The 23,040-nt window shown below is 74.0% G+C and carries 25 protein-coding genes; 8 read left to right on the top strand and 17 right to left on the bottom strand.

Going from position 1 to position 23,040, the window contains the following annotated elements; all coding sequences use genetic code 11:
- Positions 1-23: 23 nt before the first annotated feature.
- The 9 genes from ACF1A5_RS16855 to ACF1A5_RS16815 form a co-directional block, all read right to left on the bottom strand.
- A complete protein-coding gene (locus ACF1A5_RS16855) occupies positions 24-893 on the bottom strand; it encodes an ester cyclase family protein (protein ID WP_392193618.1) in 870 nt (289 codons plus the stop codon).
- 47 nt (positions 894-940) lie between these two features.
- On the bottom strand, positions 941-1,903 hold the full coding sequence (locus ACF1A5_RS16850) for a GNAT family N-acetyltransferase (RefSeq protein ID WP_392193617.1): 963 nt from the start codon (positions 1,901-1,903) through the stop codon (positions 941-943).
- A gap of 79 nt (positions 1,904-1,982) precedes the next feature.
- Complete coding sequence (locus ACF1A5_RS16845) at positions 1,983-2,177, bottom strand: ferredoxin (RefSeq protein WP_392193616.1); 195 nt, start codon at positions 2,175-2,177, stop codon at positions 1,983-1,985.
- Between the two features lie 11 nt (positions 2,178-2,188).
- On the bottom strand, positions 2,189-3,418 hold the full coding sequence (locus ACF1A5_RS16840; RefSeq protein ID WP_392193615.1) for a cytochrome P450: 1,230 nt from the start codon (positions 3,416-3,418) through the stop codon (positions 2,189-2,191).
- Positions 3,419-3,529: 111 nt separating this feature from the next.
- A complete protein-coding gene (locus ACF1A5_RS16835; protein ID WP_392193614.1) occupies positions 3,530-4,303 on the bottom strand; it encodes an SDR family NAD(P)-dependent oxidoreductase in 774 nt (257 codons plus the stop codon).
- Positions 4,300-5,709 carry an FAD-binding oxidoreductase gene (locus tag ACF1A5_RS16830; protein WP_392193613.1) on the bottom strand — a complete coding sequence of 470 codons (1,410 nt, stop codon included), beginning with the start codon at positions 5,707-5,709 and terminating at the stop codon, positions 4,300-4,302. Before ACF1A5_RS16830 ends, ACF1A5_RS16835 begins: the two co-directional genes overlap by 4 nt.
- A 29-nt stretch (positions 5,710-5,738) precedes the next feature.
- Positions 5,739-6,107 carry a hypothetical protein gene (locus tag ACF1A5_RS16825; RefSeq protein WP_392193612.1) on the bottom strand — a complete coding sequence of 123 codons (369 nt, stop codon included), beginning with the start codon at positions 6,105-6,107 and terminating at the stop codon, positions 5,739-5,741.
- Positions 6,107-6,379: a hypothetical protein gene (locus ACF1A5_RS16820; RefSeq protein ID WP_392193611.1), complete on the bottom strand. Its 273-nt coding sequence runs from the start codon at positions 6,377-6,379 to the stop codon at positions 6,107-6,109. Before ACF1A5_RS16820 ends, ACF1A5_RS16825 begins: the two co-directional genes overlap by 1 nt.
- Positions 6,380-6,498: 119 nt before the next feature.
- Positions 6,499-7,056, bottom strand: coding sequence for a class I SAM-dependent methyltransferase (locus ACF1A5_RS16815; RefSeq protein ID WP_392193610.1), 558 nt, complete (start codon positions 7,054-7,056; stop codon positions 6,499-6,501).
- 393 nt (positions 7,057-7,449) lie between these two features.
- Between ACF1A5_RS16815 and polX the strand changes: the two genes are divergently transcribed.
- Positions 7,450-9,177 (top strand): DNA polymerase/3'-5' exonuclease PolX, encoded by a 1,728-nt coding sequence (polX, locus tag ACF1A5_RS16810; protein WP_392193609.1) that lies wholly within the window; start codon positions 7,450-7,452, stop codon positions 9,175-9,177.
- A 75-nt stretch (positions 9,178-9,252) separates the two neighbouring features.
- Here polX and ACF1A5_RS16805 read toward each other — a convergent pair whose 3' ends face one another.
- On the bottom strand, positions 9,253-10,383 hold the full coding sequence (locus ACF1A5_RS16805; RefSeq protein WP_392193608.1) for a CapA family protein: 1,131 nt from the start codon (positions 10,381-10,383) through the stop codon (positions 9,253-9,255).
- 293 nt (positions 10,384-10,676) lie between these two features.
- On the opposite strand from ACF1A5_RS16805, the gene ACF1A5_RS16800 reads away from it, so the two are divergent.
- The gene (locus tag ACF1A5_RS16800) at positions 10,677-11,321 is read left to right on the top strand and encodes a sigma 54 modulation/S30EA ribosomal C-terminal domain-containing protein (RefSeq protein WP_392193607.1); all 645 of its coding nucleotides are present in this window, start codon (positions 10,677-10,679) and stop codon (positions 11,319-11,321) included.
- 39 nt (positions 11,322-11,360) lie between these two features.
- Positions 11,361-11,603, top strand: coding sequence for a hypothetical protein (locus ACF1A5_RS16795; RefSeq protein ID WP_392193606.1), 243 nt, complete (start codon positions 11,361-11,363; stop codon positions 11,601-11,603).
- Between the two features lie 191 nt (positions 11,604-11,794).
- Here the strand turns inward: ACF1A5_RS16795 and ACF1A5_RS16790 are convergent, their stop codons facing one another.
- Both ACF1A5_RS16790 and ACF1A5_RS16785 read right to left on the bottom strand, forming a co-directional pair.
- Positions 11,795-13,093: a phosphoribosyltransferase family protein gene (locus tag ACF1A5_RS16790; RefSeq protein ID WP_392193605.1), complete on the bottom strand. Its 1,299-nt coding sequence runs from the start codon at positions 13,091-13,093 to the stop codon at positions 11,795-11,797.
- Between the two features lie 64 nt (positions 13,094-13,157).
- Positions 13,158-13,469, bottom strand: coding sequence for a dsRBD fold-containing protein (locus tag ACF1A5_RS16785; RefSeq protein WP_392193604.1), 312 nt, complete (start codon positions 13,467-13,469; stop codon positions 13,158-13,160).
- Between the two features lie 121 nt (positions 13,470-13,590).
- On the opposite strand from ACF1A5_RS16785, the gene ACF1A5_RS16780 reads away from it, so the two are divergent.
- Positions 13,591-13,965, top strand: a complete 375-nt coding sequence (locus ACF1A5_RS16780) for a YchJ family protein (protein WP_392193603.1) — start codon at positions 13,591-13,593, stop codon at positions 13,963-13,965.
- Positions 13,966-13,993: 28 nt separating this feature from the next.
- Here the strand turns inward: ACF1A5_RS16780 and ACF1A5_RS16775 are convergent, their stop codons facing one another.
- Positions 13,994-14,695: a FadR/GntR family transcriptional regulator gene (locus ACF1A5_RS16775; RefSeq protein WP_392193602.1), complete on the bottom strand. Its 702-nt coding sequence runs from the start codon at positions 14,693-14,695 to the stop codon at positions 13,994-13,996.
- A 130-nt stretch (positions 14,696-14,825) separates the two neighbouring features.
- Between ACF1A5_RS16775 and ACF1A5_RS16770 the strand changes: the two genes are divergently transcribed.
- The gene (locus ACF1A5_RS16770; RefSeq protein ID WP_392193601.1) at positions 14,826-15,353 is read left to right on the top strand and encodes a gluconokinase; all 528 of its coding nucleotides are present in this window, start codon (positions 14,826-14,828) and stop codon (positions 15,351-15,353) included.
- Between the two features lie 131 nt (positions 15,354-15,484).
- Entirely contained in the window at positions 15,485-16,882 is a 1,398-nt protein-coding gene (locus ACF1A5_RS16765) for a GntP family permease (protein ID WP_392193600.1), read from the top strand.
- A gap of 124 nt (positions 16,883-17,006) precedes the next feature.
- Here ACF1A5_RS16765 and ACF1A5_RS16760 read toward each other — a convergent pair whose 3' ends face one another.
- The 4 genes from ACF1A5_RS16760 to ACF1A5_RS16745 form a co-directional block, all read right to left on the bottom strand.
- Positions 17,007-17,633, bottom strand: a complete 627-nt coding sequence (locus ACF1A5_RS16760; protein WP_392193599.1) for a cytochrome b/b6 domain-containing protein — start codon at positions 17,631-17,633, stop codon at positions 17,007-17,009.
- Positions 17,617-18,342, bottom strand: a complete 726-nt coding sequence (locus ACF1A5_RS16755) for a molybdopterin-dependent oxidoreductase (RefSeq protein WP_392193598.1) — start codon at positions 18,340-18,342, stop codon at positions 17,617-17,619. The genes ACF1A5_RS16760 and ACF1A5_RS16755 overlap by 17 nt, the downstream gene beginning before the upstream one ends.
- 67 nt (positions 18,343-18,409) lie before the next feature.
- Entirely contained in the window at positions 18,410-20,044 is a 1,635-nt protein-coding gene (locus ACF1A5_RS16750) for an APC family permease (protein ID WP_392193597.1), read from the bottom strand.
- Positions 20,045-20,123: 79 nt separating this feature from the next.
- The gene (locus tag ACF1A5_RS16745) at positions 20,124-21,077 is read right to left on the bottom strand and encodes a hypothetical protein (protein WP_392193596.1); all 954 of its coding nucleotides are present in this window, start codon (positions 21,075-21,077) and stop codon (positions 20,124-20,126) included.
- A gap of 449 nt (positions 21,078-21,526) precedes the next feature.
- Between ACF1A5_RS16745 and ACF1A5_RS16740 the strand changes: the two genes are divergently transcribed.
- Together ACF1A5_RS16740 and ACF1A5_RS16735 are read left to right on the top strand one after the other, a co-directional pair.
- A complete protein-coding gene (locus tag ACF1A5_RS16740; RefSeq protein WP_392193595.1) occupies positions 21,527-22,420 on the top strand; it encodes a DMT family transporter in 894 nt (297 codons plus the stop codon).
- Between the two features lie 42 nt (positions 22,421-22,462).
- Positions 22,463-22,978, top strand: a complete 516-nt coding sequence (locus ACF1A5_RS16735) for an NUDIX hydrolase (RefSeq protein WP_392193594.1) — start codon at positions 22,463-22,465, stop codon at positions 22,976-22,978.
- Positions 22,979-23,040 lie beyond the last annotated feature (62 nt).

Below are 23,040 nucleotides of genomic sequence, written 5' to 3'. Positions count from 1 at the left end.
CTCGGTCGGGACGGCGGCGGCGCTCACGGGGTCGGCAGCCCCGCCCGGCGCAGCGCCAGGTAGTCGACGACCTCCCAGTGCTCGGCCACCTTGCCGGCCTCGATCCGGAACTGGTCGCAGGTGCGCATCCGCAGCGGCAGGTCGGAGGGTCCGCCGCCGCTCCACGCCCCGGTGAGGGTGCCCGTCCAGGTCACCAGGACCATCACCCGGTCCTCGGCGGCGACGATGTGGTCGACGGTGGTGACCAGGTCGGGGAAGGCGGCGATGTTGTCCGCGAAGAACGCCTTGAAGGCGTCGAGCCCGTCCGGCACCGCGTCGGTGCGCATGTTGTGGTGCCGGTAGTCGTGATGGTAGTAGCGGTCGGCGAGCTCCAGCCGGTGCTCGCTGAAGACCTCGCGGTAGGCCCCGAGCACCAGCTCGGCGTTGGCCTGTTCGACGGCGCTGTGCGGGCCGTGCAGGCCGGGCGCGGCGGGCTGTTCGCCGTCGCCCTCGAGTCCGGGCACGCCGTGGGCCGCGAGCACGTCGCGGTCGGCCACGTTCCAGTGCTCGGCGATGCGGCCGTCTTGGGTGCGGTACAACTCGGCGGTGTGCAGCCGCAGATCGCCGCCGGAGGGGGTCCGCCCGGTCCAGGTCGCGAACAGCATCACCCGGTCGTTGTCGGCGACCAGGTGGTCGATGTCCGCGCGCAGGCCCCAGAACCGTTCGGTCAGGGCCCGGAAGTGGCCGACGGGGCCGCCCGCGGCGGGTCCGGCCAGCGGATCGTGGTCGACGTGTCCGGCGTGGAAGAGGCGGCCGGCCTCCTCGAAGCGGTGCTCGCGGTACAGCACTTCGTACAGATCACGCACCAGGTCCGCGTTGCGCGCGCGCTGCCCGAAGGGGCTCACAGTGGTCATGGGTTCCTCTCGGATCAGCGGGGACCGGTGGGTGGTCCGCCGGTCGCTCAGACTTTGAGCGCGTACGTCGTCCAGTGGGAGTCGGCCTCGAAGCCGAGCTTGCGGTTGAGGGCGACGACGGCGGTGTTGCCGGTGTCGTTGAACACCTGGACCAGCGCGAGGTGTTCGTTCTCCCGGGCCGCCCGCAGCAGCAGCTCGGCCTTCAGCCGGGTGGCGAGGCCCCGTCGCCGGTGCTCCGGCAGCACCAGCGTCTCGCCGGCGTCCGCCATCGGGCTGTCGCGCACGAAGAGGGTGCTGTAGGCGACGACGCCGCCGCCGTCCTCGGGCAGCGCCGCCACCGCGTGGGGCCGGTGTCCCGCGCGGGCCGCCTCGGCCTCCCGCGCCCGTACGTCGGCGGCCGCCGGACGGCGTACCCGGGCCTGGCCGTTGACCCGCTCGTCCAGGGCGCTCCAGGCGCGGGCGTAGGAGTCGACGAGGTCGTCGGGGCAGGGACCGGTCCAGTGCACCAGGCGGTAGCCGGGCACGGGGCGGGCCGCCGCGGCGCGCAGCGCCTCGCGGGCGGGGCCGGCCGGGCGCAGCCGGTTGCGCACGGTCTCGGCGGTGCGCTCCGCGCCGAGCGCCGCGGCGAAGCGCTCCGCGGCCGCCCCGGCGGGAGCGTCGGCCAGGAGCAGGTCGCGTCCGCGGTCGCGCAGCGCGAAGCGGCCCGCGGTGGCCAGCGCCCGGCCCGCGCCGCGCCGGCGGAAGCCGGGGAAGACCCAGAGCGAACCGTGCCCCGGGCCGGAGGGGTCCCCCAGGTCGAGGCCGAGTTTCAGCACTCCGGCCGGGGTGTTCCCGTCGTAGGCGGCGAGCACGATCCGCTCCGTGCCGTGGCGGCGCTGGAACAGCCGCGCGAGCAGCGCCTCGGTCACCGGCGGGTCCGCGGGCAGTTCCAGGCGCATGGTCTCCCGGAACCCGGGGAGCAGGGCGGCGAGGGTCGCCGGGTCGTCACCGTCGAGGCTGCGAATCTCCATGTCCGACACCCTGTCCCGCCGCTCTCGAAGCGCCGTCGAGGGCAGCTCGACACCGGTTCACGGCGGCGGGACGGGCGGCTCAGGCCTCGTGGACGGTGATGGCCTGGACCGGGCAGGCCCGGGCGGCCTCCCGGACCCGGCCGTCCGCGGCGCGGTCCGGCGCGCCGGGGAGCAGCCGGCTCACGCCGTCGTCGTCCTGGGTGAAGACCTCGGGCGCGGTCAGGGCGCACATGGCGGCGCCGATGCAGCGGTCCGTCGCGATGCTGATGGTCACCTGGTCCTCCGTCACCACTCGACGGGGAGTTCGGCGACGCCCTGGAGCACGTACGGGGGGTTCAGCGGCAGCCGGTCGGCGCGGACCGGCACCCGCAGCCCCGGGATGCGCCGGAAGAGGGTGCGGAAGGCGATCTCCATCTCGGCCCGGGCCAGGTTCTGGCCGATGCACTGGTGGATGCCGTAGCCGAAGGCGACGTGCCGGCCGGCGGAGCGGGTGATGTCGAAGGAGTCGGGGTTCTCCCAGGCCCGGGGGTCGCGGTTCATCAGCATCGTCGACATGGCGACTCCGTCCCCGGCGCGGATGGTCTGCCCGGCGATCTCGATGTCCTCGACCGCCACCCGCATCAGCACGTCGCCGATGGAGGTGAACCGCATCAACTCCTCGACGGCGCCCGGCAGCAGGGTGTCGTCCGCCCGCAGCATCGCGAGCTGGTCGGGGTGTTCGAGCAGGGTGACGGTGCCGAGCGCGATCATGTTGGACGTGGTCTCGTGGCCGGAGACCAGCAGCAGCGAGCAGATCATCGCGAGTTCGTGGGTGTCGAGGGCGCCCTCTGCGAGCTGGTGGGCGATGAGGTCGTCGACGAGGCCGTCGCCCGGCTGCTTCTCCTTCCGTTGGATCAGGTCGTGCAGATAGGTGAGGATCTCGGTGAAGGCCGTCCGGGCCAGCTCCGCCTCTCCCTCGCCGGAGGAGGACAGCACGTGCCGGGAGCGTTCGTCGAAGTACCCGCGGTCCTCGTACGGCACGCCGAGCAGCGCGCAGATCACCGCGGACGGCAGCGGAAGCGCGTACTGGGAGAGCAGTTCGGCGGGGCTGCCCCGGTCGAGCATCTCGTCGATCAGCGCGTCGGCGATCCGCTCGATCTCCGGGCGCAGCGCGGCGACCCGCCGGATCCCGAAGCCGGGGATCACCATGCGCCGCTGCCGTCCGTGCTCGGGGTCGTCGACGCCGACCAGCGGCGGCGCGGCCCGCTGCTGCGTCTGGGCGGCGATCCGGGGGGCGAGGAAGGGGAAGTTGGGATGCAGGACGTCGGAGGACAGGCGCGGGTCGGGGAAGAGGGCCCGGCCCACCTCGTTCCCGGCGACCAGCCACACCTGGCGTCCGTCGTACAGGGTGACCTTGGTGAGGGGCGCGCGCTCCCGCAACTCCTCGTAGCCGACGGGCATCTGGTACGGGCAGCTCCGGGTCATCGGGTAGGCCGGCGCCTCGCTCCCGGTGGGCGGGCTGGTGGTCTCCGTCATGGGTGCCTCCTCAAGTCGTATCGCGACGCACGCCATTGAGCCCCGCCGCTCTCGAGGGGGCTTGGAAGATCCCTGGAGAGCGACGGGGCCTGGTGAGGGGTGGCGGGAGGGTCAGGCTCCGCCGGTGACGCGGAGGGTCTCGCCGTTGGTGTTGCCGTTGGCCGCGGAGCCGAGGAAGACCACGGCGTTGGCCACGTCCCGCGGCTCGGACATCCGCCCGGAGGGCAGGCTCCTGCCCTTCTCCTCCAGGAAGGAGGCGGGCACGTTGGCGCGTACCGTCTCGGTGGCCGTCTGGCCCGGGACGGCCATGTTGACCAGGATCCCCTCGGGTCCCAGCTCCCAGGCGAGGCTGCGCGTCAGCCCGAACAGCGCCGACTTGCCGGCCCCGTAGGCTCCGGCGCCCGGCTTGCCCGCGTCCGCGAGGCCCGCGCCGATCAGCACGATGCGGCCCCAGTCGCGGCCCCGCATCCACGGCAGCACGGCCTGGACGGTGTGGAAGACCGCCTCGACGGAGGTGTGCAGCACCTCCTGCCACTGTTTGGCCGGTACGTCCTCGAAGCGCGGGACCGGCCGGCCGGGGCGCGGGATCGCCTCGCTCCACACCACGGCGTTGGCCACCAGGACGTCGATGCCGCCCCACTCCTCGGCGACCCGCCCGACGGCGTCCCGGATCGAGCGCTCGTCGGCGAGGTCGTAGCGCACGACGAGGGGCGTGCCGCCCGCCTCGGTCACCAGCCGGGCCGTCTCCCGGGCGCCGTCCTCGTTGCTGTGGTAGGTGATCGCGACGCGGGCGCCCTCCTCGCCGTACGCCACGGCCGTCGCCCGGCCGATGCCCGAGGAGGCACCGGTGACCAGCACCACCTTGTCCTGCAGATCGGTCCTCATGAAGCCACCTTGGTCGTCGGGGGCCGGCCGCCGATGCTCTGTGCGTGCCGGAAGAAGTTCTCCGGGTCGTACGCCCGCTTCACCTCCAGCAGCCGGGCGCGGTTCTCGCCGAAGCAGTCGGTCTCCCAGTCCTCGCTCACCCGGGAACTGGGGAAGTTGATGTACGAGCCGCAGGCGAGCGGGGCGAGCGCCCCGGCCGCGCGGTCGGCCCAGGCGGTGAGCCGGGCCTCGGCCCCCGGGTCGGCCGCCACGTCCCGGCAGGCCATCTGATAGCCGATCAGGAAGCGGGCGTCCCGGTGCACATAGGCGGTCTGCGTCCGCGGGACCCGGTTGGCGGCGCCGCCGAGTGCGATGCACAGCAGGTACCTCTCCCGGCCCTCCCGGTCGAGCGTGGCGTCCCAGGCGTCGAGCAGCGCCGCCGACTGGGCGCGGGTGGCGGCCCGTGCGGTCAGCCGGTAGCTCTGCCGGGTGTACGGATGGCGGTGTCCCTCGGCCTCGGGGCCCGAACCGGTGCGGTGGCACTGCGCCACGGTCTTCGAACCGCACAGTGCCTCGTGCATCACGTCGGCGTACACGCCCCGGGGCCCCACGGTCCGGCTCAGCGGCTTGGCCGCGGCACGCTCCGCGAGGGCGTCCAGCTCGGCGGCGAGCTGCTCGGTCGGGCCCAGGTGCACGCCCCACACCCGGACCACCGGACGGCCGCCGGGACCGAACATGCCGGGCAGCACGACCAGGGAGGTGCCGAGTTCGTCGGGGCCCTCGACGCACCACTCCTGCCAGGCGGTGAGGACGTCCACGGCGTCCTCGTACGCCCAGAGCGTCTCGAAGCCGGTCATCACCGGGGCGTCGACGGGACGCACCGCGAACTCCGTGACGACGCCGAAGCTGCCGCCACCGCCGCCACGCAGCGCCCAGTACAGATCCGGTTCCTCGGTCGCGGAGCAGCGCACGGTGCGGCCGTCGGCCAGCACCACGCGGGCCGCGGCGATCCGGTCGCTGGCCACCCCGAACTTCCGTGTCTGCCAGCCGATTCCGCCACCGGTCAGGAAGCCGCCGGCGCTCACGGTGGGAAAGGTGCCGGTGACGATCTGGCGGCGCTGCGGCTTCAGCGCGTCCAGCGCGTCCAGCGACTGCGTGCCCGCCCCCAGCCGGACGAGGGGGCCGTCGGCCAGGGCGTGGTTCATCCGGGACAGGTCCACGACCAGGCCCTCGCCGGTCGACCAGCCGTTCATGCTGTGGCCGTTGCCCCGCACGTGCACCCGCAGCCCGTGCTCGCGCGCGTGCCGCAGGCAGGCCACGACGTCGTCCTCCGACTCGCAGTACGCGACGGCGTGCGGCCGGACCGTGTCGTACTCGGTGTTCTGCAGCTGCCTGGCCAGTGGGAAGCCCGGGTCGGCGGGTTCCACCAGCTCCCCCCTCAGACGGTCGCGCAGCATCAGTCGTCGACGCCGAACTTCTCGGCGGTCACCTTGGACCCGGAGTGGCCGCGCAGCTCGGTGCCCTGCGGGTCGAAGAACTGGGCACCGCCCGTCCCCTGCCAGGCGGTGGCGGAGACGAACTCGCCCTCGACCCGGACGTGGGCCTCGCCGACGTGGTTGCCCTCGGGGTCGGCCGCGAGGATGTGGAAGCCGTACTCGAAGGTGTCCGGGCCGGTGGAGCGCCAGGTGCCCAGGCCGATGTTCTTGGTGTTCAGCTGGGTCGAGACGACCCCGCCGTCGGCCGAGAAGGAGACCAGCCCGGGGACCGCCTTGCCGTCGTCGTCCAGCTGAGTGGTCCAGGTGCCGACCAGACGCTCGTCGCTCATCACAACTCTCCTCGGAAGGGTCGCGGGGTGGGTGTCGTCGTCAGGCTTTCGGGCGTGTCTGGAACGGCGCTCGAGCCTGCCTGTAGGAGGCGCCGGAGCTCCTCGGTGCCGTCGTCGCAGAACCACGGCAGGGGCGGGGAGCCGAGCTCGGGGTGCCAGAAGGTGGCCACGTGCATGCTGCCGAGCGCGGTCAGCGCCCGCAGCGCGGGCCGCAGGAGGTGGCGGACCAGCGCCCGCCGCACGGGCGAGGTGGTGTACACGCGGGGGGACACATCGTTCCCTTCGGTTGCGGTGCGCGGTGGAGAGACTCGTGCGCGGTGTGCGGTGCGCCGGGGCGCGGTGCGCGGCGCGTCGGTGCGCGGTGCGCCGCGGCGGGAGGCGACGCGACGGTTCAGCGGGCGCAGACGGCCATTTCCAGGCCGGCGCCGAACGGGAGGGGCAGCGAGACGTAGCCGCCGCCGGGCAGGCGCAGGTGGGTGAGGAACTCCGCGCAGCGCCGGGCGACCTGACGCACTCCGCAGGCCACGACCACGGCCCCCGGCAGCATCCGGGGTTCCAGCAGCCTCAGCAGCGGAAGGTACGACTCCGGCCGGCCGTCGAGCAGCAGCAGGTCGACCGGTCCGGGCACGCCGGGCAGCGTCCGCTCGGGGCTGCCCGCCCGCACCTCGGCGTACCGTCCGAGTCCCGCCGCCTCGATCGCCGCGGCCGCCGCGGCCGCCCGCGCGCCCTCCGGCTCGCAGCACACGACCCGGCCGCGCCCGTTCTCGCTCAGCGCCTGGGCGAGCCGGACGACGGTCGACTCGTGTGAGCAGCCCGCCTGGAGCACCGTGAGCGGTCCGGTGGCCAGCACCAGCTGGCGGAGCAGGGTTCCCACGGCGGCCTGGGCGCCCTGCGGGGGCGCCGGCGCGGTCTCCGGGAGGTGGTCGACGGACGATGTGGTGTTGGGCATGCGCAACTCCCCCGTGCAGAGTGTCGAGAGACCGGCGACGGTCCCTCCTGGCCCGTGGAACCTCTCGGCCGAGCGTTACAGACCGGGCCCCGCCGGGCCACGGCCGTGGACGGCCCCCCGAGCGAGACTCCAGCCGTCCTCCACCCCGCGCGCCCACGGCTCGCCCGCTGAGCGCGTCGCTTCCCAGGGGGGTTCGTTTGGATCAGCCCGGGTCCGCGACGCCCGGCACGGCACCTCGCCGCACGTTGTCGGACCACCCGGGTACGTCCGGTACGCGGGCGGTCCTCCGCCCTGCGACGCTCCCCCACAGCCTCAACGGCGGGGGAGGTGCCCCCAGCACCGGACGCCGCGGCCTGATCCGACCTGGTCCGAACGCCCCCCTAGACTTGAGGGGTGGCCCGGCCCAACGAGGAGGTCGAGGCGCTCCTCCAGGAGTACGCGGACCTCGTCGCGATCACGGGAGGCGACGCCTTCAAGGTGCGCGCCTACGAGAAGGCCGCGCGCGCGATCGGCGGGTACCCCGTCGACATCTCCCATCTGGACGCGCACGGGCTGCGGGAGATCCCCAGCGTCGGCCGGTCGATCGCCGACAAGGTGCTCGAGTACCTGCGCACCGGCAGCGTCGCCGTGGTCGAGGAACGCCGGGCGAAGATCCCGGCCGGGGTGCGGGAACTGATCACCGTCCCCACGCTCGGCCCGAAGAAGGCGCTGCGGCTCCACCAGGACCTGCACATCTCCTCGGTGGACGAACTCGCCGCGGCGATCGCCTCGGACGCGCTGCGCGACCTGAAGGGCTTCGGCGCGAAGACCCAGGAGAACATCCTGCACGGCATCGAACTGCTGCGGCGGACCGGGGACCGCATCCCCCTGCACGTCGCCCTGGACACCGCCGAGGAGATCGTCGGCGAGCTGTCCCGGGTCACCGGGTGCCGCCGCTGCGCGTACGCCGGCTCGCTGCGCCGGATGAAGGAGACCGTCGGCGACATCGACGTGCTCGTCGCCGCGCGCGCGTCCACCCCGTTCATGGACGCCCTCACCGCGCTTCCGGTGACCGCCGAGGTGATCGCGCACGGCCAGAAGAAGACGTCGGTGCGCACCTCCCGGGGCGTCCAGGTCGACCTGCGCGTGCTGCCGCCGGCCTCATGGGGCGCGGGCCTGCAGTACTTCACCGGCTCCAAGGCGCACAACATCCGTACTCGCACCCTCGCCGTCCGCCAGGGCCTGAAGCTCTCCGAGTACGGCCTGTTCGACGTGGAGAGCGGGGAGTCGGTCGCCTCCCGCACGGAGGAGGAGGTCTACGCCCGGCTCGGCCTGCCGTGGATCCCGCCCACGCTGCGCGAGGACCGCGGGGAGATCGAGGCCGCCCAGCGGGGCGAGCTGCCCGAGGTGGTGACCGAGCGCGGCATCCGCGGGGACCTGCACACCCACACCGACCTCACCGACGGGCTCGCACCACTGGAGACCATGGTCGCGGCCGCCGCCGAACGCGGTTACGCCTACTACGCGGTCACCGACCACGCGCCGCGCCTGTACATGCAGCGCATGACCGACGAGAAGATCCTCGCCCAGCGGGAACGGCTGCGGGCCCTGGACGGCACCCACCACGGGATGCGGCTGCTGCACGGCACGGAGCTCAACATCGGTCCCGACGGCGAGCTGGACTGGCCCGACGACTTCCTGGCCGGCTTCGACCTCTGTGTGGCGTCCCTGCACTCCCACTTCGACCTGGACCGCAAGGCGATGACCGAGCGGCTGGTGCGGGCCTGCGAGAACCCGCACGTGCACGTCCTCGGCCATCCGACGACCCGGCTGATCGGCCGCCGGGCGGGCGTCGACGCCGACTGGGACGAGGTGTTCGACGCGTGCGCCCGCTCCGGCACCGCGCTGGAGGTCAACGCCCAGCCCGACCGCCTCGACCTGGGCGACGAGGACATCCTGCGGGCCAGGCGGTACGGCGTGAAGTTCGCCGTCGACACCGACGCCCACTCCGTTCCGCAGCTGGGGTACCTGCGTTACGGCGTGGGCACGGCGCAGCGCGGCTGGCTCACCCCGGACGACGTCGTCAACGCCTGGCCGCTGAGCCGGCTGCGGCGGTTCCTGCGCGGGAGCGGGCGGTCCTGAGCGCCGCCGGGTGTCCCGGCCCCGCGGCGGCTCCGCCCCGCCGCCCTCGCGGGCCGGCGTCCTCGCGTCCCGCCGCTACGGCGCCGCGCCGGCCGGTACGGACCCGAGCGTGAGGGTGCCGTCGTCCCCGAGGCCGACCCGGGTACCGAGGTCGCGGCCGCACCGGTCGAGGACGGTGCGCAGCCATGCGGTGTCCTCGGCGGACGCGTGTTCGAGGCGCATCCGGCGCGCCTGGAGGGGCACCATCCGCAGACCGGTCAGCCGTCCGGTGCCGGACTCGACCGACACCAGGTACAGCAGCCGCAGGTCGTCACGGTAGCGCTCGTAGCCGCCGATGCCCTCGTAGTCGTCGACGAGGTCGCCGCAGCCGTACAGGACGAGCCTGCCCCGGTAGAGCTCCAGGGGGCGCGGGTGGTGCGAGGAGTGCCCGTGGACGACGGCCGCACCGGCGTCGACGAGCGCGTGGGCGAAGCGGACCTCGTCGCGGGCGAGCGCGTAGCCCCAGTTGGAGCCCCAGTGGACCGAGGCGACCACGAGGTCGCCTGGCCGCTCGATCTGCCGCAGGCGGTCGGCGAAGCCTGCCGCGGCCTCGGCCGTCGGCGCGGCGACGAGATCGACCCCGGCCTGCTCGCCGGTGGCGGCCCAGCCGTGCGGGATCCCGCTGGACGGCATGCCGAAGGAGAAGACCAGCACCCGCCCGCCCGCCTCCAGCGGGACGATCGCCGGCTGCCGCGCCGCGACGAGGTCACGGCCCGCCCCCGCCGTGCGCAGCCCCGCCGCGGCCAGCGTCTCCAGCGTCTCCAGGAGGCCGAGCGGGCCGAAGTCGAGCACGTGGTTGTTGGCCAGCGTGCACACGTCGGGGCGGGCCGTCGCCAGGCAGGGCAGGTTGTCGGGGTGCATGCGGTAGTGGACGGCCTTGCCGGGTGCGAAGTCCCCGTCCCGGGTCACGGCGGTCTCCAGGTTGACCACCCGTACGTCCGGGGCGACACGGTCCAGGACGGCCAGCGCCTCACCCCAGGGCCAGGAGAAGTCCACCGGCCGGGGGATCGGGCCGTTCACGGCCTCCGCCAGGCGGACGTAGTCGCGGGCGTCGTGCAGGTAGTCCTCCCGCAGGACGGGAGCACCGGGGTGCGGGAGGATCTGGTCGACGCCGCGGCCGAGCATGACGTCACCTGCGAGGAAGAGGGTGACCGTGCCCTGCTTCATGCTTCCAAGCTAACAAGCCGCGGGCCGCCGGGCGTGGCGGGCTGCCGTCCCGGGAGTCCGGGGACCTTCGGCCCTCCACATCCCACCGGAGGACGACAAGCCTGGAGAGGCGACACCTTCCGGAACAGGAGGCTGCCATGAAACCAGCGGCACCACAGCGCGCTCCGGAGATTCAGGTGGAGGCCCGGGGAGGGGCACCGCGGTCCGCCGTGGAGTACGCGCAGGAAAAGGTGGGGGCGGTCCTCGGACACACCCGGGAACCCATTCTGTACGCCCGGGTCAGACTGACTTTGATGGAGAATCCCGCCCTGGAACGGCCGGCGCTGGCCCAGGTCAACGCGGACGTCAACGGGCGCCAGGCGCGGGCCCACGTCGCCGCCACGACCCTCACGGAGGCGGTCGACCGGCTCCAGGACCGGCTCGCCGAACGGCTGGAGCGGCTGGAGCGGCACTGGGAGGCCCGGCGCGGCCGGACATCGGCCGTGGAGCCGCACGAGTGGCGGCACGGCGACGAGCCCACCCAGCGCCCCGACCACTTCCCGCGCCCGCCCGAGGAACGGCGGGTCGTGCGGCACAAGTCCTTCTCGCTGGACCGGGAGACGCCGGACGAGGCCGCGTTCGAGATGGAGACGATGGACTACGACTTCCAGTTGTTCACCGACCTGTCCAGCGGCGAGGACAGCGTGCTGTACCGGGGCGGCCCGACCGGCTACCGGCTGGCCGCCGTACGTCCTCCCGCCGCTCCGCCGGGCGACGCGGCCGTACCGCTGACCGTCAGTGAACAGCCCGCCCCCCGGCTGACGGTGGACGAGGCCAAGCAGCGGCTCGACGCCGCCGGGTTCCCCTTCGTCTTCTTCAGCGACACCACGACGGGACGCGGAAACGTCCTGTACCACCGCTACGACGGCCATTACGGCCTGATCACCCCCGCCGATTAGCCCCGCCCGGTCGGCCAAGACCCAGAAAGAAGGCCCGACATGACGCCGAACCAGTCCGGCGAGACGGACACCGAGGCCCGCCCCGCCCCTGCCGCCGCGCAGACCGCCAAGAGCCCGGAGGAGCGGCTGAGTCAGCTGGAGTCCCAGGTGGCGACCCTGGCCGGCGCCGTCCGGGCGCTCGCCCGGGGCCTGGAGAGCGTCCCCTCCCAGGACACCCCGCCGGAGGAGGCGGCCAAGGGCGCCCGCCTGGCCCACGAACTCCTGCTCTCCCAGGGGCTGTAGCCCCGCTCACCGGGCACGCGGCCCCGGCACCCGGCACCTCGTCCCGCGCGTTCTCGGCACGGGGCGAGGTGCCGGGTGCCGGGGCCGCCGCCCGTGGGCCGGGGGCCGGGGGCCGTCAAGCGGCCGGAGCGCCCGGCACACGGCCAGGGGGCGTCAAGCGGCCGGGGCGCCCGGCACACGGCCGGGGGGCGTCACACGTGGGCCGGGGCCATGTGGTCGGTGAACCAGTCGCGGGCCAGTTCGGTGACCGCCTCCAGGGTGCCGGGCTCCTCGAACAGGTGGGTGGCGCCGGGGACGACCGCGAGCCGGTTCTCGCAGCGCAGCAGGGCCTGTGCCTGCCGGTTGAGCTCGAGCACGGTCAGGTCGGCGCTGCCGACGATGAGCAGCGTGGGCGCGGTCACCGCGCTCAGACGCGGCCCCGCCAGGTCGGGCCGGCCGCCGCGGGAGACGACCGCGGCGGGACGCGCGTCCGGTTCCGCGGCGGCCCACAGGGCGGCGGCCGCGCCGGTGCTGGCGCCGAAGTAGCCGACGGCGAGTCCCTCGGCGTCGGGCTCCTCGCGCAGCCAGGCGGTGGCGCCGACCAACCGCTCGGCCAGCAGATCGATGTCGAAAACGTTGGCCCGGTCGCGCTCCTCGGCCTCGGTGAGCAGGTCGAACAGCAGGGTGCCGAGTCCGGCCCGGTTCAGCCCCGAGGCCACGAACCGGTTCCGCGGGCTGTGCCGGCTGCTGCCGCTGCCGTGCGCGAAGATGACGACGCCGGTCGCGCCCGCGGGCACGGTGAGCCGCCCGCTTACCCGCACGGCGCCGGCCGTGATCTCCACCTCCCGGTCCACCTGCCCGGCGGCCGCGTCGGACCGGGCCGCCACCCGCCGGAGGACGGCGGTGACCTCCTCGTCCTCGACCTGGGTGAAGTCGTCGTAGAACTGGCCGATGGCGTAGAAGCCCCGGGGGGTGTCCACGCAGACCAGTTCGTCGGCCTCCCCGGCCAGCCGCACGGTCCAGTCCCGCGGCGCGACGGGCACCGCGAGCACGATGTGCGCCGCGCCCCGGGCCCGGGCGATCCGGCAGGCAACCCGCGCGGTCGACCCGGTGGCCACACCGTCGTCGACCACCACGACGGTCCGCCCGGCGACGCTGACCGGCGCGCGCTCCCCCCGGTACCGCGCGGCCCGCCGCTCCAGCACGTCGCGCTCGCGCTCCTCGACCAGCGCCAGGTCGGCCGGCGAGACACCGGTCTCGCGCACCACCTGGTCGTTGATCACGCGCACGCCGTCCTCGCCGATCGCGCCCATCCCCAGCTCGGGCTGGTAGGGCACGCCCAGCTTCCGCACCAGGCAGACGTCCAGGGGCGCGTCGAGCGCGGCGGCGACCTCGGCGGCCACCGGCACGCCTCCCCGGGGCAGCCCCAGCACCACGATGTCCTGGCCCCTCAGGTATTCGAGGCGGGCGCCCAGCCGCCTTCCCGCTTCCAGACGATCCGTGAACAGCACGGTGCAGCTCCTTCGTTCCCTGGGCGACCGTCACGGCCCGGGCGGCGACGCTCCCCCGGCGACGTCATTCCCTGGGCGACCACAGGGGCATGGGAGGGGTCGCCTCGGGCGCTCCCACCGCCTTGATGTCGCCCGCGGCGGCGCGCAGCAGCCGGCGGCCCAGCGCGATCAGGGCGCGCCCGGCGGCGAGTTCGTCGCCGATCTCGGGCACCGCCCGGTCATAGGGGTTCCGGCGCGCCTCCGCGCGGCTCTCCAGCACGTTGTCCCCGGTGTCCAGAATGATCCGGGCCGTGGTGTCCGGATCGTGCTCGGACAGGTACAGGTTCAGCCGCCACTCCTTGACGGACGCGGGCCGGCTGCCGTCGGTTCGAGTCATCGTCCGTCTCTCCTCACTCCGGTGCGAAGCAGGGGACCCAGGGGCGGCGACGGAACACGGGTGCGACACCCCCTTCCACTGTGCATCCGACCCGCGTGCGCCGCACGGGCAGAATGGGCCCATGACCACGCGTTCCTGCCCCTGCGGACTCCCCCGTCCCTACGACGCCTGCTGCGGCCGCCACCACACGGGCGCCGTCGCCGCGCCGACCGCCGAGGCGCTGATGCGGTCGCGCTACACGGCCTTCGTGCGGCAGGACGCCGGCTATCTGCTGCGGACGTGGCATCCGCGGACGCGGCCCGCGCGGATCGACTTCGACCCGCCGATGCGGTGGACCGGTCTGGAGATCCTCGGCACCACGGACGGTTCCGCGTTCCACTCCGCCGGGACCGTCACGTTCCGTGCCTCCTACCGCGGGGGCGCGCTGCACGAGCGCAGCCGCTTCGAGCGGGTGGACGGGGCGTGGACGTACGTGGACGGGGACTTCCTGGACTGACGTCCAGGGCTCCCCAGGCCCCCGTGCGCTACGGCGCCAGGATGTCCAGCTCCTGCAGCGCGCCCTCGGTGATCTCGCGGGTCAGCTGCTCGGCGCGGGCCGCGTCCCTGGCCCGTACCGCCTCGGCGACCCGCACATGGAGGGTGACGGCGGCCGGGTCGGGGTCCTCGAACATGACCTCGTGGTGGGTGCGCCCGGCCAGCACCTCGGCGACGACGTCACCGAGGCGGGCGAACATCTCGTTGCCGGAGGCGGTCAGGATCACGCGGTGGAAGGCGATGTCGTGGACCAGATACCCCTCCAGCCGGTGGCCGCGTGAGTTGGCCACCATGCCGAGCGCGCACTCGGTGAGTTCGGCGCACTGCTCGGACGTGGCGTGCTTCGCCGCGAGGCCCGCGGCGACCGGCTCGACGGCCGAGCGCAGCACGGTCAGCGAGCGCAGTTGCCGCGGGCGGTCGGCGCCCGCCAGACGCCAGCGGATGACCTGGGGGTCGTAGACGTTCCACTCGGACCTGGGCCGCACGGTCACGCCGACGCGGCGGCGCGACTCGACCAGGTGCATGGACTCCAGCACCCGGACCGCCTCGCGCATGACGGAGCGGGAGACGTCGAAGCGCTGGGCCAGCTCGTCGGTGCGCAGCACGCTGCCCGGCGGGTACTCCCCCGCGGTGATCGCGGGGCCGAGGGTGTCCAGTACATGGCCGTGCAGCCCCCGGCCCGGTGTGCTCATGCACTCAGCGTACGGGGTGGATCACGGACTCAAAAAGTCAGACTTATTTGTCACAGACTCTTGAATTCGTCGTACCTAATCGGTTTCAGTTGCGTCGACATCACGTGTCGACGAAGACAGCGAGGCAGCAATGAGTACCCCCCGAGTCGTCGTGGTCATGGGGGTCGCAGGCACCGGCAAGACCACCATCGGTCCCCTGCTCGCGGCCCGGCTCGGCGTCCCGTACGCCGAGGGCGACGACTTCCACCCCCAGGCCAACATCGCCAAGATGACGGCCGGCACTCCGCTCACCGACGACGACCGCTGGCCGTGGCTCGACGCCATCGGCGCCTGGGCGCACGGACGGGCGGGGCTCGGCGGGGTGGTCAGCAGCTCGGCGCTGAAGCGGGCCTACCGCGACCGGCTGCGGGCCGCGGCTCCCGGCATCGTCTTCGTGCACCTCACGGGCGACCGCACGCTCATCGAGGACCGGATGGCACACCGGCAGGGGCACTTCATGCCCACCGCACTGCTGGACTCCCAGTTCGCCGCGCTCCAGCCGCTGGAGCGGGACGAGACCGGGGTGGAGGTGGACGTCTCGGGCAGCCCCGAGGAGATCACCGCCCGCGCCGTGGACGCGCTGCACGGCCTCGGCCGTCCCGCCCCCCGGACCCCGTAGGAACCGGCCCTCGCCGGAAGCAGCCCTCTCCCCACGGACGCGGCCCCTGCGGCCGTCTTCCGAGGGCGCGGGCCCGTAGGACCCTCCCCAACCCGAAACCGAGAGTTCCTCTCCTCATCCAAGGGAACACCGTGACCAGACTCAGCGTCGAGATGCTGGCAGCGGACGCCGTCCAGCCGATCACCTCGGCCGGCCACGCCCAGCTGGGCATCGCCGTACTGGCGGGCATCGCCGTCATCGTCGTCCTCATCACCCAGTTCAAACTGCACGCCTTCCTGGCGCTGACCATCGGGTCGCTGGCGCTCGGAGCGATCGCCGGGGCGCCGCTCGACAAGGCCATCCTCAGCTTCACCACCGGCCTCGGCACCACGGTCGCCGGCGTCGGTGTCCTGATCGCCCTCGGCGCGATCCTCGGCAAGATGCTCGCCGACTCCGGCGGCGCCGACGAGATCGTCGACACCATCCTCGCGAAGGCCGGCGGCCGCGCCATGCCGTGGGCGATGGTGCTGATCGCCTCGGTGATCGGCCTGCCGCTGTTCTTCGAGGTCGGCATCGTGCTGCTGATCCCGGTCGTGCTGATGGTCGCCAAGCGCGGCAACTACTCCCTCATGCGCATCGGCATCCCGGCGCTGGCCGGCCTGTCCGTGATGCACGGCCTGATCCCGCCGCACCCCGGCCCGCTGGTCGCGATCGACGCGGTCAAGGCCAACCTCGGTGTGACGCTGGCGCTCGGCATCCTCGTCGCCGTTCCCACGGTGATCATCGCCGGTCCGCTGTTCTCGCGCTTCGCGGCCCGCTGGGTGGACGTCCCGGCCCCCGACCGCATGATCCCGCAGCGCCCCTCCGAGGAGCTGGAGCGCCGCCCCGGCTTCGGCGCCACGCTGACGACCGTCCTGCTCCCGGTCGTGCTGATGCTCGCCAAGGCCCTGGTCGACATCGTCGTGGACGACCCGGCCAACACCACGCAGCGCGTCTTCGACGTGGTCGGGTCCCCGCTGATCGCCCTGCTCGCCGCCGTGCTGCTCGGCATCTTCACGCTGCTCCGGCCGGCCGGGTTCGGCAAGGAACGGATATCGGGTCTCGTCGAGAAGGGCCTCGCGCCCATCGCCGGCATCCTGCTCATCGTCGGCGCGGGCGGCGGCTTCAAGCAGACGCTGATCGACTGCGGTGTGGGCCAGATGATCCTGGACGTGTCCAAGGACTGGTCGATCCCGGCGCTGCTGCTGGGCTGGCTGATCGCGGTGGCGATCCGGCTCGCCACCGGTTCGGCGACCGTGGCGACCGTCTCGGCGGCCGGCCTGGTCGCGCCGCTGGCGGCCGACATGTCCACCACGCACGCCGCCCTGCTGGTCCTCGCGATCGGCGCCGGCTCGCTGTTCTTCAGCCACGTCAACGACGCCGGCTTCTGGCTGGTGAAGGAGTACTTCGGGCTGAGCGTCGGCCAGACGATCAAGACCTGGTCGGTGATGGAGACCGTCATCTCGGTGGTCGCCGGCGGTCTGGTCCTGCTGCTGTCCCTGATCATCTAGGGCTGGGTACGGCGGCCCTGCGAAGGCTCGGTACGGCTGTCATGCGGAGCTGGGCGGCGGCGCCTCATCCACGACGGTGAGGCGCCGCCGCCTTGTCGCACCGTCCTCCGGCGCCCGGGCAGTGTCACGGCCTCCACAGCGGGTGTTCGCTCTCCGCCCACTCCCGGCTCACCGAGCCGGTGCGCAGGCCGCGCCGGGCCTCCGGGTCGCCGAGGGCCATGCCGATGTGGCCGGCCAGCACGATGCCGATGGTCAGGGCCAGCCAGTCGTGCACGAAGGTGGCGCTGGTGCGCCACATCAGCGGGGTGAGGTGGGTGAACCACATCAGCAGGCCCGTGCCCAGCATCACCAGCGCGGCCCCGGCGATCCAGGCGGCGTAGATCTTCTGCCCGGCGTTGAACTTGCCCGCCGGGCGGGAGGCGGGGCGCCGGTCGCGGCGCAGCGCGGCCCGCAGCCAGATCCGGTCGTGCGGGCCGAAGCGGTCGAGGAGCCGCAGGTCGGCGCGGAAGGCGCGGGAGGCCAGGCCCAGCAGGACCGGCACCGGCAGCGCCAGCCCGGCCCACTCGTGGAGGCGGACCACCAGCTCGCGCCGGCCGACGAGTTCGGCGAGCTGCGGCACGTAGAGGCAGGCCGCCGTCGCCACGCACACCCCCATCAGCGCGGCGGTGCTCCGGTGCGCCCACCGCTGGGCCGGGCCGAAGCGGTGGACGTCCGCGTCCGGCGGGGCGGGGGTCTCAGCTCGTAGGCTCATCGTCGCGTCCGTTCGACCGGCCGACCCAGGCGTCGACGTCGTAGCCCCGCTCCTCCCAGTAGCCCGGCCGGACCTCGTCGGTGACGGTGATGCCGGAGAGCCACTTGGCGGACTTGTAGAAGTACATGGGGGCGACGTACAGGCGGACCGGGCCGCCGTGGTCGTGGCCGAGGTCCTTGTCCCGCATCCGCAGCGCGACCAGGACGTCGGCGCGGCGGGCCTGGTCGAGGGTGAGGCTCTCCGAGTAGGCGCCGTCGAAGCAGGTGAGGCGCACCGCCCGCGCCGAGGAGCGCACACCGGCCGCGTCCAGCAGCCGGGACAGCCGCACCCCTTCGAAGGGGGTGCCGGGCACTCGCCAGCCGGTCACGCACTGCACGTCGCGCACCACGCGGGTCTGCGGCAGGGCCCGCAGCTCCGCCAGCGTGTACGTGGCCGGGTGGTCGACCAGGCCGTCGACGGTCAGCCGGTAGTCGGCCGGGCCGCGGTGCGGGACGGAGGCGGCGACCGAGTAGTAGCGGAAGCCGCCGCCGTTGGGCAGCAGGCCGGTCAGGCCGGTGGGGTCCTTGTCGGAGGCGGCGCCGAGCACGGCCTCCAGGCCGCGCTGCAGGGTGGGTGCGGTGAGCACGCCGAGGGCGCCGAGGCCGAGGGTGCCGAGCAGGACGCGGCGGCCGATGGGCCGGCCCCGCTCCTCGGATGGTCCGGAGTTCACCCCTTCATTCGAGCACCCGCGGTCCCCTTGCGGCCAGGGATCACGGGGACTCGTCAGACTTCCGTCATCACTCTCGCGTGACCGGCGGCGGGACCGGTCCCGCGCCGTCTCCCGTACGCAGGGCCGGTCCCGCGCCGTCCCCCGGGAGACATTCCTTGGAGGCCGCCTCGGCCGCCTTCTCGAGCTGGAACGCCTCGTTGCCGAGTCCGATACGGGCGTGCGCCCGCGGTCTGCGGGAGCGCAGGACGGCTCCCTGGACGAGCCCGGCCACCAGGGCGAGGCCGATGATGCCGGGCAGCACCACGCTGAGGGAGGAGTCGGGGCCGACGCCGACCAGGATGTCGAAGTCCTTCACCGTGTAGACGGCGATCACCAGCAGCGCCAGGCCCGCCAGCGCCGAGGTGACCAGCCGCCAGGCCTGCGCGGCGACGGCGCCGCGCCGCGCGAAGAAGACGATCACCGACAGACAGGCCGCGGCCATCAGGACGATCACGCCGAGGGCGCCGACGTTGCCGAACCAGGTGAACAGGTGCAGCACGGGCGCGGTCGGGTCGCCGGCCGGCCCGTCGTCGAGGAGCGCGAACGCCGCCACGACCACCAGCGAGACCGCGGTCTGGGAGAGCGACCCGGTCGCGGGCGCCCCGCTGGCGGTGGAGGTGCGGCCGAAGGCCGCGGGCAGCAGGCCCTCGCGGCCCATGGCGAAGGCGTACCGGGCGACGACGTTGTGGAAGCTGAGCATGGCCGCGAACATGCCGGTGACGAACAGCACGTGCAGGACGTCGGTGAAGGTGGTGCCGAGCCGTGACTCGGTCAGCGCGAACAGCAGCCCGGCGCTCTCCTTGCGCGCCGCGCCGACGATCGCCGAGGGCCCCGCGGCGACGGTGAGCGCCCAGGAGCTGAACGCGAAGAAGACGGCGACGCCGGCGACCGCCAGGAACATCACCCGGGGCACCAGGATGTGCGGGCGGCTGGTCTCCTCCGCGTACACCGGGGCCTGCTCGAAGCCGAGGAAGGCCGCGATGCAGAAGCACAGCGCGGTGCCGATGCCCGCGCCGCCGAGCGTGTCCGGATTGAAGGCGTGCAGGGACAGGCCCTCCCTGGCGGGGTCGGCGACCGCGGCCACGTCGAAGATCACGACCAGCGCCACCTCGACGACCAGCAGCACGCCGAGCACGCGCGCGTTGACGTCGATCTTGAGCCAGCCGAGCGCGCCCACGACGGCGACGGCCGCGAGGGCGGGGATCCACCAGGCGACCGTGACGTCGGCGTAGGTGGTGAGGAGGTTGGACACCTCGAAGCCGAAGAGGCCGTAGATGCCGACCTGGAGGGCGTTGTAGGCGACGAGGGCGACCAGCGCCGCGCTCGCCCCGGCCGTCCCGCCGAGCCCCCGGGAGATGTACGCGTAGAAGGCGCCCGCGTTGTGCACGTGGCGGCTCATCTCCGCGTATCCGACGCCGAAGAGGACGAGGACCGCGCCTAGGGCGACGAAGAGCAGCGGCTGGCCGACGATGCCCATCACCGCGAATGTAGTGGGCATGACACCCGCGACCACCATGAGGGGGGCGGTCGCGGCGAGCACGGAGAGCAGCAGGCCGCCCGTGCCGAGGCGGCCGGCGCGCAGGGCGCGCTCCTGCCCCTTGAAGGTGCTGATGCCGCCGCCGTCCGCGGTGGGTCTGCTCGTGTGCGAACTGCCCGTCGTCATCGGGGTGGTCCTTTCGGGCTCGGGTTCCGGGGGCTTTCCGTCGTGCGGGTGCGTACAGGTACGTACGTGCGTACAGGTCTCACGCCGCGCCGAGCGCGGCGGCGCGGGCGGCGCGGAAGGCGGTGAACGGGTCCCGGTCGGGGTACGACCAGGGCGCCGGGGTGCCGTGCTCCCCGATGCGGTGGAAGAGGGCGGCGGCCTCGGCGCCCCGGCCCTCGCAGTACTTGGCGTGGGCGAGGAAGTTCAGATCGACCAGGCGCCGCGGATGACCCTCCTGCTCCCACTCCAGCCACCAGTCGAAGGCGGCCTTCAGCACCTGCCGGGCACGGCGGCCCGCCCAGTGCCCGGAGGCGGCCGGGTCGGCGGGCTCGTGCCCGGCGGTGGCCAGCACGCGGTACCGCTCGGCGTGCGCGACCACCGGCAGGACGGCGAGCGGCGAGTCGGCCGGCGCCTGCTCGGCGGCCCAGGCGGCGAAGTCGTAGACCTCGTGCAGCGGGTCCGGGCCCGCCCCGGCGTGGCGCTCGGCGAACCGGGCCACCATCAGGTGGTGCGCGTGGTGGTGGTCGGGGTGCCGTCGGCGGACCTCCTCGAAGAGGCGGACCGCCTCCCGCGCGCCGCCCGGCCCCCGCTCCAGCAGGAGCAGCCCGAGCCACGGGGTGGGGTCGGCGGGCGCGAGCGCGGCCGCGGCCCGGCAGGCCTCGCGGGCGGCCTCGGGCTTCTCCTTGCCGCGCAGGGCGCGCTGCACCAGGGCGGCGCCGAGCAGCACCGAGGCGTCGGCGGACTCCGGTTCGGCGAGCAGCCAGTCGCGGGTCCAGGCAACGGTGTGGGACTCCTGGGCGAGGACGGTGACGCGGTGCCCGCGGCGGTCCCAGTCGTCGCCGGTGTGGACGAGCAGCGAGCGGACCGCCTGCCAGCGCCCCTGCGCCAGCGCGGTGCGCGCGGTGGCGAGCGGGGCGTCGTCGAGAGCGGCGTCGAAGGCCTGCGCCGCACGCCTGCGGCCGCGGCCGAGCGGAGGCGGGGGTGGTGGGGGCACCGCGGCACTTCCTCACACGCTCTTCGTTCCGTGGCGCGGCTCCCGCGCCACGGCCGGGCCGCCGGTCATCGGCCCGCCACCGACTGATCACGGACAGCAAACCCGCGGCCCATACGTGGCGTCAAGGCCCGCCCGGGCGTTACACGCGTCAACTGACCGAAAACGAACGGGACTTGGAGCGAGGCCGACGGTGCCTCCCACCCGCCCGGCCGGCGCCCGCGGGTCCCACCTGTGGCGTACGCCATGGCGCGGCCGGTCCCGGGCGTCCCACCATGGCCGTACGGCCGTACCGTCGCCCCGGTCCGCGGGGCGTCGCGGCCGGGCCGGCTGCCCGATCCGGGTGCTCCCCGGGGCGGACAGCGCCCCGGTCCCCGGGGCAGGCACCGCCCCGGGCTACAGTCGGCCCCCTACGCACCCCGTAACCCAGCCGGACGATCGAGGTACGCAGCGTGTCGGTTCTCGTTCTGACTCTCGCCGTGAGCGCCGCCTGCTGTGTGGGCCTCGGCTTCGTGCTCCAGCAGAACGCGGCCCAGCAGGCACCGCTCAGCGACTTCCTCTCCCCCCGGCTGCTCCTGGACCTGATGCGGGTGCCGCGCTGGCTGGGCGGCATCGCCCTGATGGCGGCGGGCATGGGCCTGGGCGCGGTCGCGCTGAGCCGGGGCGAGGTCTCGCTGGTCGAGCCGCTGCTGGCGACGAACCTTCTGTTCGCCCTGACCCTGTCCCGCAGACAGACCCGGCAGCCGCTCGGCCGCCAGGGCTGGACGGGCCTGGCGCTGCTGGCGGGCGGGGTGACAGCGTTCATCGTGGCGGGCCGCCCGCGCTCCGGCAGCGCGGTGACGGACCCGTTGCGCCACTGGCTGATCGTCGGCGCTCTGGTGGGCCTCGCGCTGCTGCTGACGGCGTACGCCAAACGGTCCCGGCTGAGCTGGGGGCCGGTGCTGCTGGCCACCGCCGCCGGGCTGCTCTACGGCGTGCAGGACGCGCTGACCCGGGTGAGCGGGCAGCGGTTCGCCGCGGGCGGCTGGACGGAACTGCTCACCGGCTGGCAGCCGTACGCGGTGCTGGTGCTCGGGGTGACCGGCCTGGTCCTCGTGCAGAGCGCCTTCGAGACGGCGCCGTTGCGCATGTCGCTGCCCGCGCTGACCGCGGCCCAGCCGCTGACCGGCATCGCCTGCGGGGTGGGCTTCCTCGGCGACCGGCTGCGCACCGACACCGGCGCGCTGGTCTGGGAGGCGACGGGGCTCGCGGCGATCGTGACCGGCATCGTGCTGCTCGGCCTGCACCCGGCGATGCCGTGCGGGGCGACGGCACCCTCACCCGCCCGGGGCCTGCAGCGGCGCTGACCGGCGGCCCGCCGCCGCGGCGGCCCTGCTTGGATGGGCACCATGAGCGCCGCAGAGGAGATCCTCGACATCGTCGACGAGAACGACCGCGTCATCGGGCAGTGCCCGCGGGGCGAGGTCTACGCCCGGGGGCTGCGCCACCGCTGCGTCTTCGTCGAGGCCCGGGACGCCGACGGCCGCGTCTTCGTCCACCGCCGCACCGCGACCAAACTCGTCTTCCCCTCGCACTACGACATGTTCGTCGGCGGGGTGGTCGGCGCGGGCGAGTCCTACGACGACGCCGCCCTGCGCGAGGCGGAGGAGGAACTCGGCGTGCGCGGGCTGCCCCGCCCCGAGCACCTGTTCACGTTCCTCTACGACGACGGCGACGGCCACAGCTGGTGGTCGGCCGTGTACCAGGTCCGCTGCGACCTCCCGGTGCGGCCGCAGGCCGAGGAGATCGCCTGGCACGACTTCCTGCCGGACGCGGAGGTGCGGCGCCGGCTGCACGAGGGCGAGTGGGTACCGGACGGCCTGGCCGCGTACGAACGGCTGCGGGCCCACCGGGCGGCGGGCTGAGGCCGCACGGGGCGTCCGCCCGACGGCGAACCACCGGGCGGCGGGCCGAAGCCGCACGGGGC

This window comes from Streptomyces sp. NPDC014864, assembly GCF_043081525.1.
Classification (GTDB): Bacteria; Actinomycetota; Actinomycetes; order Streptomycetales; family Streptomycetaceae; genus Streptomyces.
Note: the sequence above shows the minus strand (reverse complement) of the source record. Positions and strands in the feature narration are given on the sequence as shown.